Origin of the sequence: Pseudomonas sp. TR47 (assembly GCF_044143025.1) — a bacterium.
In the GTDB taxonomy this organism is placed as follows: Bacteria; Pseudomonadota; Gammaproteobacteria; order Pseudomonadales; family Pseudomonadaceae; genus Aquipseudomonas; species Aquipseudomonas putida_E.
Genome location: NZ_JBHFCS010000011.1, coordinates 157,760 through 172,505 on the forward strand (window position 1 = coordinate 157,760; position 14,746 = coordinate 172,505).

The 14,746-nt window shown below is 63.0% G+C and carries 13 protein-coding genes; 6 read left to right on the plus strand and 7 right to left on the minus strand.

All coding sequences use genetic code 11. From position 1 onward, the window contains the following. Nucleotides 1–57: 57 nt before the first annotated feature. Together ACEWE8_RS14105 and ACEWE8_RS14110 are read right to left on the minus strand one after the other, a co-directional pair. Nucleotides 58–1,380 (minus strand): ATP-binding protein, encoded by a 1,323-nt coding sequence (locus tag ACEWE8_RS14105; RefSeq protein WP_012315383.1) that lies wholly within the window; start codon nucleotides 1,378–1,380, stop codon nucleotides 58–60. Then, nucleotides 1,377–2,060, minus strand: coding sequence for a response regulator transcription factor (locus tag ACEWE8_RS14110; RefSeq protein ID WP_012315384.1), 684 nt, complete (start codon nucleotides 2,058–2,060; stop codon nucleotides 1,377–1,379). The genes ACEWE8_RS14105 and ACEWE8_RS14110 overlap by 4 nt, the downstream gene beginning before the upstream one ends. 250 nt (nucleotides 2,061–2,310) lie before the next feature. Between ACEWE8_RS14110 and ACEWE8_RS14115 the strand changes: the two genes are divergently transcribed. The 3 genes from ACEWE8_RS14115 to ACEWE8_RS14125 are packed head-to-tail and all read left to right on the plus strand — an operon-like array spanning nucleotide 2,311 to nucleotide 4,929. Next, entirely contained in the window at nucleotides 2,311–3,651 is a 1,341-nt protein-coding gene (locus tag ACEWE8_RS14115) for a DUF6861 domain-containing protein (protein ID WP_046785275.1), read from the plus strand. A 17-nt stretch (nucleotides 3,652–3,668) separates the two neighbouring features. Further along, nucleotides 3,669–4,286 carry a GAD-like domain-containing protein gene (locus ACEWE8_RS14120; RefSeq protein ID WP_046785425.1) on the plus strand — a complete coding sequence of 206 codons (618 nt, stop codon included), beginning with the start codon at nucleotides 3,669–3,671 and terminating at the stop codon, nucleotides 4,284–4,286. Nucleotides 4,287–4,308: 22 nt separating this feature from the next. Continuing rightward, complete coding sequence (locus tag ACEWE8_RS14125; RefSeq protein WP_046785276.1) at nucleotides 4,309–4,929, plus strand: GAD-like domain-containing protein; 621 nt, start codon at nucleotides 4,309–4,311, stop codon at nucleotides 4,927–4,929. Nucleotides 4,930–4,943: 14 nt separating this feature from the next. Here the strand turns inward: ACEWE8_RS14125 and ACEWE8_RS14130 are convergent, their stop codons facing one another. From ACEWE8_RS14130 to ACEWE8_RS14150, 5 genes are read right to left on the minus strand one after another with little or no spacing between them, the layout of a single operon-like run. Further along, entirely contained in the window at nucleotides 4,944–5,510 is a 567-nt protein-coding gene (locus tag ACEWE8_RS14130; RefSeq protein WP_046785277.1) for an NTP transferase domain-containing protein, read from the minus strand. Then, nucleotides 5,507–6,478 (minus strand): XdhC family protein, encoded by a 972-nt coding sequence (locus tag ACEWE8_RS14135; protein WP_046785278.1) that lies wholly within the window; start codon nucleotides 6,476–6,478, stop codon nucleotides 5,507–5,509. Before ACEWE8_RS14135 ends, ACEWE8_RS14130 begins: the two co-directional genes overlap by 4 nt. Nucleotides 6,479–6,481: 3 nt before the next feature. Continuing rightward, a complete protein-coding gene (locus ACEWE8_RS14140) occupies nucleotides 6,482–7,693 on the minus strand; it encodes a cytochrome c (protein ID WP_046785279.1) in 1,212 nt (403 codons plus the stop codon). 2 nt (nucleotides 7,694–7,695) lie between these two features. Continuing rightward, entirely contained in the window at nucleotides 7,696–8,232 is a 537-nt protein-coding gene (locus ACEWE8_RS14145; protein ID WP_046785280.1) for a (2Fe-2S)-binding protein, read from the minus strand. Beyond that, entirely contained in the window at nucleotides 8,225–11,056 is a 2,832-nt protein-coding gene (locus tag ACEWE8_RS14150) for a xanthine dehydrogenase family protein molybdopterin-binding subunit (RefSeq protein ID WP_046785281.1), read from the minus strand. Before ACEWE8_RS14150 ends, ACEWE8_RS14145 begins: the two co-directional genes overlap by 8 nt. Nucleotides 11,057–11,322: 266 nt before the next feature. Here ACEWE8_RS14150 and dsbD point away from each other — a divergent pair, with 266 nt between their 5' ends. From dsbD to dsbG, 3 genes are read left to right on the plus strand one after another with little or no spacing between them, the layout of a single operon-like run. Continuing rightward, nucleotides 11,323–13,035 carry a protein-disulfide reductase DsbD gene (gene dsbD, locus ACEWE8_RS14155; protein WP_046785282.1) on the plus strand — a complete coding sequence of 571 codons (1,713 nt, stop codon included), beginning with the start codon at nucleotides 11,323–11,325 and terminating at the stop codon, nucleotides 13,033–13,035. Next, nucleotides 13,035–13,871, plus strand: coding sequence for a TlpA family protein disulfide reductase (locus ACEWE8_RS14160; protein ID WP_046785283.1), 837 nt, complete (start codon nucleotides 13,035–13,037; stop codon nucleotides 13,869–13,871). Before dsbD ends, ACEWE8_RS14160 begins: the two co-directional genes overlap by 1 nt. Nucleotide 13,872: 1 nt before the next feature. Further along, nucleotides 13,873–14,631 (plus strand): thiol:disulfide interchange protein DsbG, encoded by a 759-nt coding sequence (gene dsbG / locus ACEWE8_RS14165; RefSeq protein ID WP_046785284.1) that lies wholly within the window; start codon nucleotides 13,873–13,875, stop codon nucleotides 14,629–14,631. Nucleotides 14,632–14,746 lie beyond the last annotated feature (115 nt).

Consider the following 14,746-nt stretch of genomic DNA (forward strand, 5'->3'; position numbering starts at 1 on the left):
TGTTATGGGATTTTTTGGGGTCTGTACCGGCGATGGGGCCGGTACAGGCGGCGAAGATCAAGCCCCCGAGCGCGCCGGCACTTGCAGCACCACCCGCAAGCCATCGCTCTGGCTGTCGAAGCGCAAGCTGCCGGCACAGCGCTGCACGATCGCCTGGACAATCGCCAACCCCAGCCCGCAGCCACCGCTCTGGCCGTTGCGCCAAAAGCGCTCGGTCAAGTGCTGCAGGTCATCAGCGGCAATACCAGGCCCATGGTCGCGCACCATGAAACCAATCTGCCCGTCGGCCATCTGCACCTCCAGTTCCACTTCAGTATCACCGCCATGGCGCAGGGCGTTGTCCAGCAGATTGCGCAGCGCCGCCACCGCCAGCGGGGCCGGCATGCCGAGGTAGATCTGCGTGGCCTGCTCGGGCAGGCGCAGAACGATGCGCCGGTTGTCACCCCCACCGGCATCCTGCACGGCCTGCCGGGCGACCTGTTCGGCGCTGCACTGCACGCCATCTTCGAACGACAGGCTGCCTTCGACCCGCGCCAGCAGCAGCAGCTGTTCCAGGGTCCGGTGCATACGGTCGGTGCCCTGTTCTGCATGTTCCAGCGCCTGTTCACGCACTGCGCCATCGGTCATGCGGGCCACCTGCAGATGGGTCTTGATCGCCGTCAGCGGGCTGCGCAGTTCATGCGCGGCGTCGTCGGTCAGCCGCCGTTCGCGCTCAAGGGTCTGGGCGATGCGCAGAAACAGCTGGTTCTGGGTGTCGAGCAAAGGTTGCAACTCACTGGGCAAGCCCGCCACCTGCAACGGCTCAACGCTGTCGGCACGCCGCCTGCGCAAGGCGTCACGCATGCGATTGAGCGGCTCCAGGCCTTTGCCCAGGCCGATCCACACCAGCCCCAGGCTGCCGAGCAAGGCCATCAGCACCGGCGCCGAAGCTGCCAGCAGGATCGACTGGTTAAGTGCCTCGCGCTCCATGTGACGGTCGGCAGTGGTGATGCGCACATCGCCATGGTTGTAGGTGAAGGTACGCCACAGTGCACCGTCGATGGTCTGGTCGCGGAAGCCGCTTTGTTCATCGTCCATGCCCCCATCATGCTTGTGGTTGCTGGCAAGAATCTCGCCGCGCAGCGAACTTACCTGGCAGGCCATGCCGTCGGGCACGGTGAACTGGTCGGCGGAAAAGTGCGCCTCTTCGCCCTTGGCGGTCAGCGGCTTGGGCAACTGGTCGATCAGCCCGGCAACCATGCGCGCCGAAGCCACCAGGCGCTGGTCGAGGGAGAACATCATCTGCTGGCGCAGGTCGCGCAGCATCCAGGCAGCAGCGAGCACCCAAATGATGATGAACGCGCTGCCCAGAATCAGGCTCAGGCGTACCCGCAGGCTCATGATGCGGCTTCCTCTGGCGCCTGCGCCGGGCCAAGGCGGTAGCCCAGGCCGCGCACGGTCTCGACGATGCTGTTGCCAAGCTTGCGGCGCAAGTGATGGATATGCACGTTGAGGGCGTTGCTTTCGACTTCGTCGCTGAAGCCGTACACGCAGTCCTTGAGCTGTTCGCTGGACAGCACCCGGCCCGGGTTCTGCAGCAGCGCCTGGAGCAAGGCCTGCTCGCGCCGCGACAGGTCGACCGGCTGGCCGGCCAGGGTCGCTTCGCAGCTACTGGGGTCGTAGCGCAGCGGGCCATGCTCGATCACGTTCACCGCCCGCCCGGCAACCCGGCGCAGCAAGGTGTGCAGGCGCGCGGCCAGCTCGCGCAGGTCGAAGGGCTTGAGCAGGTAGTCGTCGGCACCGGCCTGCAGGCCGTCGACCCGATCGGTGACCGCATCGCGCGCGGTGAGTACCAGCACCGGCAGGTCGATGCCCTGCTGACGCAAGCGGCGCAACAGCTTGAGGCCGTCTTCATCGGGCAGGCCGAGGTCAAGGATCATCACGTCGAACTGCGCCGCCTGGAGCATGGCCCGGGCGGCACCGGCGTTGGCTACGCGGTCGACGGTCAGGCCTTGGGCGGTGAGGCCGGCGCAGATGCCGCTGGCGATCAGGTCGTCGTCCTCGCAGAGCAGAACGTGCATGGTGGGGGCTCCCGGAGTGGTATGGCTGGCATTGCACTATGAAGGGATTAACTGGGGATTATGGGCCTTTTTTCGGCCATGGTGGGCATGGCATCCAAGTCCCCGGCCTCAGACATGGGCATCGATCATTTTGCACCATGATCATATCCTTTCGCAGACGATATAGACATTTCCTACAAGGTTTACGGAAATGATCACCTCCAACCCATGATGTGATTTCCCCCTGCACAGCGTTGTCAGGGAGACACACATGTTTCTGAGCCACCTGGTGCCGTCATGGCACGAGATCGAGTCGCGGATCATCGATAAAGTGGGCTATCAGGGAGGCGCCCATTTCCGCACCCACCATAACCAGCCGGTCGCTTCACTGTCACTCAACCTGCGCCGGCTCAGGGCGGTGCAGTCCGCCTTCAACCAGGCCGAATGGCAGGCGGCGCACATGCTGCGCCAGCGCTTCGCCGACCTGGACATCGCCAGCATCATTGACGAACTGCTGATCGTCGTCAGGCAGATGGCGATGATCGTCGTCGGCAGCACGTTAACCGGCGGCGCGATTGGCGCCGGGATCGGGGCATTCGGCGCCGGTGCAGGGGCCATTCCCCTGGCCGGCGCTGGCGCGGCGATGGGCCTCAAGGTCAGTGGCTGGATCCTGGGCGCACTGGGACTTGCCTCCATTGCCGAGTTCTTCATCGACGGTTTGCCCCGGATCGGCGAGTACTACATCGATGGCATCCGCATCGTCTGGGAGGGCACACGGGACGAAAGCCTTAACCCTTTCGGGCGGGATGATCCGCATGCAATTTCCAGGGCGGCCCATCACATTGCCTGGGGCCATGTGGAAGTGGCGGTTCTGCTATTGGGGGCGATCGTTTCTTACCTCACACGTGGTCGGGGCGATGCCCGGGTGCTGGCGCAGGAGATGGCGGCCAGCAGCAAGGGGGCGCGGCTTGGGCAATGGATGCTCAAGCATGAAGAGGGGCTGAAGAACCGGCCGGATTTGCAGGTGCCGGAGCGACGTAAGGGGGCGATGGGTAATCACGACCTTGAGCCCCCGATTCGCTCTGGGAAAGACAAGGAGCCTTCCACAGGCAAGCCCGGTAGCATGCCGCTGCATACGGTGGCATGTTTCAAGGCGGACAAATTGCCGACATCCAAGCATGGCGAGTTTGAGCGTCAGTTGAAGGGACAGCAGGACGGGTTGAATCGGCTGACGGTTGAGGAGTTTCTCGAAAACCTCGCTAATCCAGCCAAGCGAAATCCCCACCTCGCAAAAATTGCAAGGAAAGAACTCTACGCTGAGTTGCAGGAGAGAATTCAGAGAGACCTTTTGAAAACCATGAGTCCCTTGGAAGCAAGAAAGCTCTCAGTCAAGCAAGCGAAGGAAACCATGTCATCCTTAGCTGCCCTGCATAACCCTGACTTAATAGCCGGTGGGCGAGATGCCATTTCTGACTTCGGGGACAAGCAAGTTAATTCAACGATAGGCCCACAATGGAGAAGCAAAATTGAGAGCATGAAATCCGCCGCTGAGACAGCGTCAAAATCAGGAGCAGGCACAAGCTTGCTCAACATACGACTGCATAAGTGCTGAGCCCCGAGGACTACGCCGTGGATGAAGTTTACTCGCTATTCATTGAACAAGTCGGTGGACCTGCATTCCGACAGGCAGTGCCCCCTTCAAGCATAGAGCGATATAGAGGAATACTACCCGACACATTACTGAAACTTTGGAAGGAGCATGGCTGGTGTGGATATGGTGACGGAATATTTTGGACTGTCAACCCACAGGAATATGAAGGTGTGACCGCCTCATTCATTGAAGGCTCCTCATTAGAAAATAGAGATAAATATCATCTTATCGCTCGCGGCGCGTTTGGCGACCTTTATTTATTTGGAGAAACCACAGGTTTCTCCGTAAAAATCTTGCCTCACATCTCGCGCTACAGGGCTAGCGAATATGAGTTGAGGGCAGATGACATGGACAGAGAGGTCCAGAACTTTTTCCTCAGCAAAGAAAAGGCATCTGTCGATTTCGACGGCATGTTCAAGCCTGCGAAGAAAAAACTAGGCAAATTAAACCACAATGAGATGTATGGATTCGTTCCCGCCTTAGCAATGGGCGGACCTTGCGATATTGCCCACCTCGAAAAAGTTAAAGCTGTCGAACATTTGCTAATACTCTCTGAGATTTGCCAGCTCGAACCCTTCAGTTTTTCAGACCTCTAACTCGACCTAAAGGAATCAAACAATGAACGTAGTCTTCTCTATCTTCCTCGAAACCTTCGGCGACCGTACGGGCCACCAACCCGTTCCTCAATCCGCCCTCGAACATTACAAAGGCAAACTCCCCAACCAACTCCTCGACTACTGGAAAGAACACGGTTGGTGCGGCTACGGCAGTGGCCTTTTCTGGCTGGTAAACCCGCGTGAATACGAATCCGTAGTCGATGCCTGGCTGGGTGGCACCACCCACGACACATACCACCTCATTGCCCACAGCGCTTTCGGCGAGTTGTACCTGTGGGGTGAAAACACCGGCTCGCTCCTGACCATTGCGGCCTACCATTCCCGGTACTTCTTGAGTACGCCAAGCGCCAACAGCGAAGAACGGGACAACAAAATCCAGAGCTTGCTCATGCGGGCCATGACCGAAAACATCGGCCTGGGGCTTTTCGACGAGGCCAGAAAAACATTGGGCGATTTGGAGGCCGGCGAGATGTACGGTTTCGTGCCTGCCCTGATGCTGGGAGGTTCTGCCGAACCGGGGCGCCTTCAGCGACTCGATGCCGAAGTGCATTTGATTCTGCTCGCGCAACTGGCTGACCTTCAGCCGTATGACCTCGACGAAGAGGAAGAAGAAAATGAATAGGCAGAACGACGTGCTCAGCGGTTGACGGCTTCGGGCCGGTCGACGTCCTGCAACACTCCGGCGTCCTGCACTGCAAGCCTGATGCAACTCGCCGGGTGCGCCTTCACCACCGAGCGCGCCCCCTCATCACCCGTCAGGCGTGAAAGCGCCGGCCAGAAATCGCGCCCGAACAACACCGGGTGCCCCTGTTGTCCGTCATGTTCTGGCAAGACGATCCTGGACAAATCGGCAACCGCGGCAAGCTGGCCCAACGTTGCCTGAGCGATCCAGGGCATATCGCCCAACAGAACCGCTACCGCCTGTGCCTCACTGTCGATCAACGACGCAGCCCCAGCCGCCAGGCTATGCCCCATCCCCAACCCGGCATCCGGGCTGGCAATGATCCGGCATTGGCCCGGTAAACCCAGATCCTCGCCGCGCTCCCCTTCACGCAGTACCACGCGAACATCGCTGAATACCGAACAGGCACGCTCGACGCTATGCACCAGCAAGCTGCGCCCGTCGCCCAACGTGGCCCGGCGCTTGTCGCCACCGAAACGCACGCTGCTGCCCGCCGCCAGCACCAGCGCGACGATGCTCACAGCGCCGCCCGCTCGATGCCGTTACGCATGCGCAGGATATCGGCCAGCACTGCCAGGGCGATCTCTGCGGGGGTCTTGCTGCCCAGGTTGAGGCCGATCGGTGCGTGGATGCGCGCCAGCTCGCCGCTGGCCAGGCCACCGATGCGCTGCAGGCGTTCGCGACGCTTGTCGGAGGTGGCCTTCGAGCCCATCACGCCAATGTAAAACGCCTCGGTACGCACTGCTTCAAGCATGGCCAAGTCATCGATTTTGGGGTCATGGGTCAATGCAACCACTGCCGTGTCGGCATGGCAACCACCGTTGGCGATGAATTCCGACGGCAGCTCGCGGCGTACTTCGATGCCGTCCAGCACCACGCCTTCGAGCACCTCGTCACGCGGGTCGCAGAGGATGACTTCAAAACCCAGCCCTTTGCCGAACTCGGCGCAATAATGCGCAACGCTGGAATACCCCGCCAACAGCAGCCGCTGGGCGGCGCCCACACGCAGACGCACACGGGTGCTATCACGTTCGACCCTTGGGCCCTGGCACGAGTCGTCGCTGAGCCGGCGCGTGCCGTCAGGCAGGCTCACCTCGCGCAAAAGCCGCCGCTGGCCCTGCAACGCACCAGCCAAGGCGCGCAGATGCGCCTGCACTTCGCAATCGGCCGGCAGGTTTTCCACCAGCACCTCCAGCACCCCGCCACAGGGCAGGCGAATGCTCGAACGCCGGTCGCTGCCATCGCCATAACGCACGATCGCGACCGGCTCGGGAAACTCGCCAAGGGCCACGCGCTCAAGGAAGTCTTCCTCGACGCAGCCGCCCGACAGCGAGCCCACCCACTGCCCTGCCTCGTTCACCGCCAGCAGCGAGCCCGGTGCGCGAGGCGCCGACCCGTAAGTGGCAAGCACCGTGCACAACCAGACCCGCTGGCCGTTGCCCGACCACTGCATCGCCTGGTGTACGACCTGCAGATCTAGATGTTGCACGTATTACTCCGCCTTCAGCTCAGCTAGCTGCTGTACGCTCAAATCACCCGGCAATCCGCCCCAGGCCTGACGCAGGTAGTTGACCATATCCGTGACCTGCTCATCACTGAGTTTGTCGGCAAAGCCTGGCATTGGCTGCATGCGTTCGAAGCCTGTGAATTGCTGCTCACGGATACCGTCGAGGATGGCCTTGACCAGGTTGCGCGAGTCCCCCTGACGCAGCACCGTGTTGCCCTGCATGGCCACCGCGATATGCGGCTTGCCTTCGCCGTCGACACCGTGGCAGCCGGCGCAGACGTTGAGGTACTGCTGACGGCCGCGCTTGGCGCTGTCGCTGAGCTGGTCCAGGGGGACTTCCTGTATGACCTTGGCAGGCGGTGGCTGTTCACCCAACAGATAAGTGGCCATGGCAGCCAGGTCGGCGTCCTTGAGATGCTGGGTGCTGTGGTGCACCACCGGGTACATCTCGTTGAACATGCTGCCCTGGGCGCTGATGCCGTGTTTGAGGAAGGTGGTGAGGTCGGGGTGGGTCCAGCCACGCTCGGCGAGGTCCTTGGCCAGCAGGCTCGGTGCCAGGTAGCCATTGAGCAGCCCGCCGGTCAGGCGCTGATCCTGCTGCAGCGCACCAATCGGGTTACGCGGGGTATGGCACTCGCCGCAGTGGCCCATGACTTCGACCATGTACTGCCCGCGCTGCCATGCCGGGCTCTTGCCGTCGGTGGGCTGCAACTGCACGCTCTTGCCGTACAGCATGTTCCAGCCCGACAGGCCCATGCGCACGTTGAACGGGAAGCTGAGCTTGGTCTGCGGTGCCGGGCGGTTGATCGGCGGCACGGTCATCAGGTATGCAAGGATCGCGTCCGAGTCTTCCCGCAAGATCAGGTGGTACGAGGTGTAGGGCATGGCCGGGTACAGGTTGGCGCCGTCCTTGCGTTTGCCCTCGGTGACGGCCGCAAAGAATTCGTCGGCCGTGTAGTTGCCGATGCCGTACTGTTTGTCCGGGGTGATGTTGGTGCCATAGATGGTCCCGAACGGCGAGTGGATCGGCAGGCCGCCGGCATACGGCGCGCCGCCTTCGGCGGTGTGGCAGGCCATGCAGTCGGCAGCGCGAGCCAGGTATTCCCCACGTTTGACCAGCGCCTGGTCATCTGCCTGGGCAACCATGGCGACGGCAAGGCCCAGCGCCAGCGTGAGACCGGAACGAACGAACGCCATGCTCAACCCTCCTTGACCAGGCCGAGGTCGTTGAGGACCGTGCGGGTAGCATCGTAATAGCGTACGTAGCCGGTGCAGCGGCAAATGTGATGCCCCAGGCTCTCTTCGATGCGGTCTTCAAGTTCGCTCTTCTTCACCGGTTGGCGCTGGGCACTTTCCACCAGCACGGTCGCCGCGTTGACGAAGCCGGGTGCACAGTAGCTGCACTGGAAGGCGAACAGGTCGACGAACTTCTGCTGGATCGGGTTCAGTGTGAAGTTGCCGGCCTCGTCCTGCTTGGCATGGCTCTCGATGGTACGGACCTTCTTGCCGGCAAAGTAGTGGGCACCGGTGATGCAGGTGCGCACTTCTTCGCTGGTGCCATCGGGGTTGTCGACGATCACCACGCAGGCATGGCAGATACCCTGGCCGCAGCCCAGGCGCGAGCCGGTGAGGTTCTGGTGTTCGTGCAGGTAATCGATCATCGCCAGGTCGTCGGGGACCTCGACCGGACCGACAGGTTGACCATTGAGGGTCAGTTGAAGCGGACGGTTAGCCATTGAGGGCCTCCTTGATGCGGGCTGGAGTAATCGGAAGATCGCGAACACGCTTGCCAATGGCATGGGCCACGGCGTTGCCGATGGCACCGACCACCGGGATCATCACCACCTCGGCAATGCCCTTGGACGGGTCGGTGGGCGACAACGGTGGGAGGATCTCGGACGTCTGCGTCCAGACGGCCACGTCCTTGGCATGCGGCAGGCGATAGCGGTTGAAGTTCCAGTCGCCCTCCCCCGGCCCCCCCTCATGCAGTGGCATCTCTTCGGTCAGCGCATGGCCAATGCCCATGGCGATGCCGCCTTCGAGCTGGCCCTTGACCAGCTCCGGTACCAACACCCGGCCGCACTCGACCCAGCTGTGATGGTTGAGCACCTGGACTTCATGGGTGCCCTTGTTCACTTTCACTTCGACGATAGTGGCCACCGGGCTGTAGTAAGTGACCATGGCGTTGTTCAACTGGGTGGCCGGGTAGGCGGCGTTCTGCCGGTCGAGCAAGTGGTAGCCGTTGCTGCTCATCTGCGCTTTCTTGGCGTTCGGCGCACCGTCGCCGTATTTAACGGCCACGGCATCGAGCGGGAAACGCTCGCGCACGCCGTCGATGACGAAGTCGGCTTCTGCCCAGCTCCAACGGTTGAAACCGTGAACGCTGACGCCGGTGACCAGGCCCATTTCGTGGGCTTTCTTCGCAAGCTCGGCGAAGGGAATAGGCGCCAGCCCGTTGCCGGTCAGCTCACCATTGACCCATACCGCGTTCTCGCGGCGCACCACCAAGGGGTTGGCCTGCCCGCCGAACGGGCCTTGGCGCCACAGTGCCAAGGCCGCCGGCCAGAGGCCATGATTGAACAGCACGCGCGCCGCTTCGCGGGTGGCGTGGCTGAAATAGAACGCCGAGTTGGTCGCCGACGATGGCGAAGCCAGTTTGCCGACCCAGCGCGGGTTGCGCAGCGCCGCATCCTGCTCGGCCTGGCTGATCAGGTAGGGGTTGCCACTGGTGGCCAGTTGCAGTTCAGGCCACTCGGTCACTGCGGTCTTCACCTCGTCGGCCGAGCGGCCGAGGAAGTCGCTGACCACCAGGGCCTGGGAAGTGGACATGCCGGTGCCCAGTTCGGTGCCGATGTGGCGCAGGCTGATGCGGCCATCGGCAGTGAACTCGACGCTGGCCATCGGCGCTTCGGAACCGGTGCCGAAATCCTTCTGGCAAATGGCAAAGCCCACGCCGTACCAGTGGTCCGGGTCCTTGGCGTCCATCTGTCGCTTGCGCGCATCACGGTTGCGCCACCAGTCATGGGCAGCAGCCTTGTCGAGGATCTCGTGCAGGCGCAGGGCGCCGGCAGGCACTGCGCCCTGGGTGTTCTTCATGCCTGACTTCAGCGCATTGGCACGACGCAGGTCGATGGCATCGACACCCAGGCGTTGGGCGACCTCGTCGACCATCATTTCGGTGGCCGCCATGGTCTGCAGGGTACCGTAGCCACGCATGGACCCTGCCTCGACGCCCCGCGAGTGGTAGGCGGTGACGGACAGGTCGTTCTGCGGCATGTAGTAGATCGACTGCGCCGCCGTGGCCCCGACTGCGGCCACCGACGGGCTGTAGTTGATCCGGCCACCGCCGTCACAGCTCATGTCGGCGCGGAAGATCCTGAAGCTGTTGTCCTTCTTGTCCACGGCCAGTTGATAGCGAATGTCGAAGGCATGACGCTTGATGCCGCTCTGGAACTGCTCATAGCGGTCGTTGGCCAGGCGGACCGGCACACCGGCGCCATACAGCGCGGCAACCGCGGCATAGAACACGAAGATGTTGTTGTCTTTGGAGCCATAGCCCACGGTGTAACCCGGGTGCATGTTGAGGTGTTTGAGGGCGAAGCGCGACGGCTTGATCATGTGCACGCAGTCCTGCGCCACTTCGAACGGGCACTGGGTGGCGACCACGAAGTGCAGCGTGCCGGTGCCAGCGTCGTACCAGCCATTGCCGTTGTCGGGCTCAAGCGCCGCCGGCTCGATGGAAGGCGTCTTGTAGCGCTCATCGAACACCAGCCAGTCTTCGGGCGGGTTGTCCAGTTGCTCGCCGATGCGTTTGGCGTAGAACAGGCCCTGCTCGGTGAGGTCGCCGTGCTGGTTGGGCTGCTTGGACCACACCGGCTTACGGTTGAGAATGGTGGGGAACAGCATGGCGTTCTTCAGGCTGGAGAACTCATCGTCGTCGAACGGCGTGGCACCGCCAACGCGAACGAAGCGGAAGCTGCCATAGGGGTCGCGCTGATACAGCGGGGCCTGGGCCCCGTAGCGGATCGCCTTGTCATTGAACTGCAGCTTGCGCTTGGCCTGGCGGAAGCGCTCGAAGTCGTTCCAGATCAGGATCGCCACCGGGTGGCCAATGAACATCGGCACCTTGCCAGGTGGCAACAGCGGGTCGGGCGAATGGGCTTCGGGCCAGGCAATGCCGTCCTTTTCCAGGTCAGCGGAGGTGACGATGCGGTCTGGCTGCAACCCGGCGCCGAGCCACTCAAGGTCGTAACCGGCGTAGATACGGTCGGCCTTGGTGGTCTTGAGCAACATGGCGTGCCCTTGCTGCTCGGGCCAGCCGGGCATGTCCTTGGCGCGGATGTCGCGGGCAAAGACTTTGTTGCCGCACACCTTGGACAACGCGTCGTTACGGAAACGCGCCTTGCCGTCGTGGTTCATCCACTTCTGCGGCGAGGTGGTGACACGATCTTCCATCAGTGCGGCGAAGGCCTGGCTGCCGAGCGGCGCCATGCTCACGCCGACACCGGCGATCAGGCCACCTTGCAGGAAGGAGCGCCGGGAAATATCACGGTTGGACATGCTTGATCCTCTGGGCAGGCCGCTGCCTGCCCATCTTTTGATTCTTGTGCTGGAAACGCGGAAGGAGGTGAGCGCCGACACAGGGCGCCCACAGAAAACTGACTTTCACGTCAACTTTACAGCACTCAAGTAGGTTTTGGCAAAGTCAAGCAGACAGTATGTCGCGGTATGTCCATGCTCAGCTCGCACGAACGTGGCCACAGGTTAACCTTGGGTTAATCGGCTCAGGCCAGCATGGCCCCGTTCAAATCTGCCAAGGCGAAGACATGCGCGTCCTCCTGCTCTTCCTCACATTCCTTATGGCCGGCCCGCTGCAGGCCAACCCGTTCGACGTAAAGCCCGACTTCCTGCCGGTGAACCAGGCGTTCGTCCTGACCCACGACCGCCAGGCCGACGGCCAGATGCGCCTTTATTTCCAGATCAAACAGGGTTACTACCTCTACCAGAAGCGCCTGAAATTCGACGGCCTACCCGTCGAGCAGCACCCGCAACTGCCGCCGGCCCTCAACCATCACGATGAATTCTTCGGCGACAGCGCGGTGTACCGCGACCAACTCGAACTGCTGCTGCCCGCCAACGCCCAAGGCCAGTTGCGCCTGGGCTGGCAGGGCTGCGCCGACGCCGGCCTGTGCTACCCGCCGCAAACCACTGTCATCGACCTGGGCGGCAGCGCCGCGCCTGCCACTGACCAGGCCAGCGACCAAGCCCTGGCCAGCGGCCTGCAAAGCGCCAGCCTTGGCTGGAGCCTGCTGGCGTTCTTCGGCCTCGGCCTGCTGCTGGCGTTCACCCCTTGCTCGCTGCCCATGCTGCCGATCCTCGCCGGCCTGGTCATGGGCAACGGCGCCAGCGCACGACGTGGCTGGGTGCTGGCCGGGGTCTACGTGCTGAGCATGGCGCTGGTGTATGCAGGGCTCGGCGTGGTCGCCGCGCTGCTTGGCGCCAGCCTGCAAGCCTGGCTGCAGCAGCCTTGGCTGTTGGGCAGCCTGGCGGCGCTGTTCGTGATACTTGCCCTGCCGATGTTCGGCGCTTTCGAATTGCAATTGCCAGCCGCCCTGCGTGATCGCCTGGACCGTGCGGGGCAGAGCACCCGGGGCGGCAACCTCTACGGTGCGGCGCTATTGGGGGCACTGTCCGGCCTGCTGCTCGGGCCGTGCATGACCGCCCCGCTGGCCGGCGCCCTGCTTTACATCGCGCAGAGTGGCGATGTGCTGCAAGGCGCGCTGGTGCTGTTCAGCCTTGGCCTGGGCATGGGTGTGCCACTGCTGTTGCTGGTGACCTTGGGCAACCGCTACCTGCCGCGCCCGGGCGCCTGGATGGAGCGGGTCAAGGGGGTGTTCGGCTTCGTGTTCCTGGCCATGGCCCTGTACACCGTACGCAGCCTGCTCGCCGCACCGCTGCTGCTGGCCTTGAGCGGCGCGTGGCTGATTGCACTGGGCTGGGCCGCGTGGCCGGCCCTGCAGCGCTTGCCTGCCTTGCGCGCCGTACCGCTGCTGGGCGCATTGTGGGGTGGGCTGCTGCTGATAGGCGCTGCCGCCGGTGGCGATGACCTCTGGCAGCCGTTGCGCCCGTTTGCCGGTGGCCCCGCACCTTCGGCCACTCAGCACGCCGAAGATGCGTTTGTCACCGTCAGCCGCCCGGAGGACCTGCAACGTGAGCTCGATGCGGCCAAAGCCCGTGGCCAATGGGTGATGGTCGATTACTACGCCGACTGGTGCGTATCGTGCAAAGTCATGGAAAAGCAGGTGTTTGCCCGTGACGATGTGCAAGCCAGCCTGGCCGGCGTGCACCTGCTGCGCCTGGACGTGACCGCCGATGCCCCCGCCAGCCGCGCGCTGCTGCAACGCTACCAGGTACCCGGCCCACCCAGCATCATCTGGCTCGGCCCGGAAGGCGAGGAACGCCGCGCACGGCGCATCACCGGCGAGGTGGATGCGGCCGCATTCCTGCAACATTGGGCCCAGACCAGGAGCCAAGGTTGATGCTGACTGTAACCTTGGGGCCCCTGACCATGGCCCTCAATCATCTGTTGATGCTCGCAGCCCTGGGCATCGCCAGCGTGGTCGGCTGGTGGGTCGCCCGGCGTGGCGGCGAAAGCCCGGAGTCGGCGCTGTTCAACCTGTTCCTGATCGGCCTGCTATGCGCTCGGCTGGGTTTCGTGCTGGTTTACTGGCCAATGTACCGCGATGACCTGGTGCAGGTGATCGACATCCGCGACGGTGGTTTCCTGCTCTGGTCGGGGCTGATCGGTGTCGTGCTCGCCAGCCTCTGGCAAGGCTGGCGCCACCCCGGGCTGCGCCGCCCGCTGGGCTGGGCACTGTTCAGTGGCGCGCTGTTCTGGGGGCTGGCCAGCCTTGGCAGCCATCTGTACAGCAAGGGCACCGAGCTGCCAGAGCTGAGCCTGCGCAATGCCAGCGGGCAATCGGTTGCGCTGCACAGCTACCGCGGCAAGCCGCTGGTGATCAACATCTGGGCGACCTGGTGCCCGCCGTGCCGACGGGAAATGCCGGTGCTGCAACACGCCCAGGGTGAGTACCCTCACGTGACGTTCCTGTTCGTCAACCAGGGCGAGACGCCGGAAAACGTCAGCACCTTCCTCGCCACCACCGGCCTGAGCCTGACCCATGTGCTGTTCGACGGCACCGGCATCCTGGCCCAGCGGGTAGGTTCGATGGCCCTGCCCACCACCCTGTTCTACGACGCCAACGGGCGGCTGATCGGCAGCCACCTGGGCGAGCTGTCCCGGGCCAGCCTGCGCCATGCCCTGGAACCTTTCGAACGGGCCGCTGCGCCCGCCCCTGCCGCACAAGGAAAATGACATGCGACTGACTGCACTGCTGCCCCTGTCCCTGGCCCTGCTGGCCACCCCGCTGGCGCATGCCGAAACCCTGCCCAAGGCAATCGAGCAACTGCAAGCCAAGGGCGCCGTGATCAAAGGCCGCTTCGATGCACCCGATGGCCTGCGCGGTTACGCCGCCGAGTACCAGAACAACGGCATCGCCCTGTACCTCACACCCGATGGCAAGCATGTACTGGTCGGCAGCCTGTTTGACGAACAGGGCCAGGACCTGAGTGCCGCCCCCCTGGAAAAGCTGGTGTACGGGCCCATGTCCAAGGCCATCTGGGCGAAGCTGGAAGAAACCAGCTGGATCGCTGACGGCAAAGCCGATGCACCGCGCAAGGTATACCTGTTCAGTGACCCGAACTGCCCATACTGCAACATGTTCTGGCAGCAGGCACGGCCATGGGTAGAGTCGGGCAAGGTGCAGCTGCGCCATATCATGGTCGGCATCATCCGCGAGGACAGCCCAGGCAAGTCGGCGGCACTGCTGGCTGCCAAGGACCCGGCCAAAGCGCTGGAACAGCATGAGAAAGCAGGCAAGGCCAGTACGCTGAAAGCGCTGGACAAGGTGCCAGAGGCAGTGCAGCAGAAACTGGCGGCGAACCTGGCCTTGATGGAAGAAATGGGCCTGCAGGCCACCCCGGCGATCTTCTATCAGGATGAGCAGGGCAACCTGCAGAGCCAGCAAGGGGCACCGCGGCCGGAGTTGTTGGGGAAAATTCTCGGCAAGCGTTAAATGTTGCAGATTTCGGGTTCTCGGTGCTCCTGAGATCGAGCGCCGCGCGGGCGGCGCTCGATCTCGCAAGCGCAACAATCCCCCTCCCTGAAAGAAGGGGGACAAAGCAGGTCCC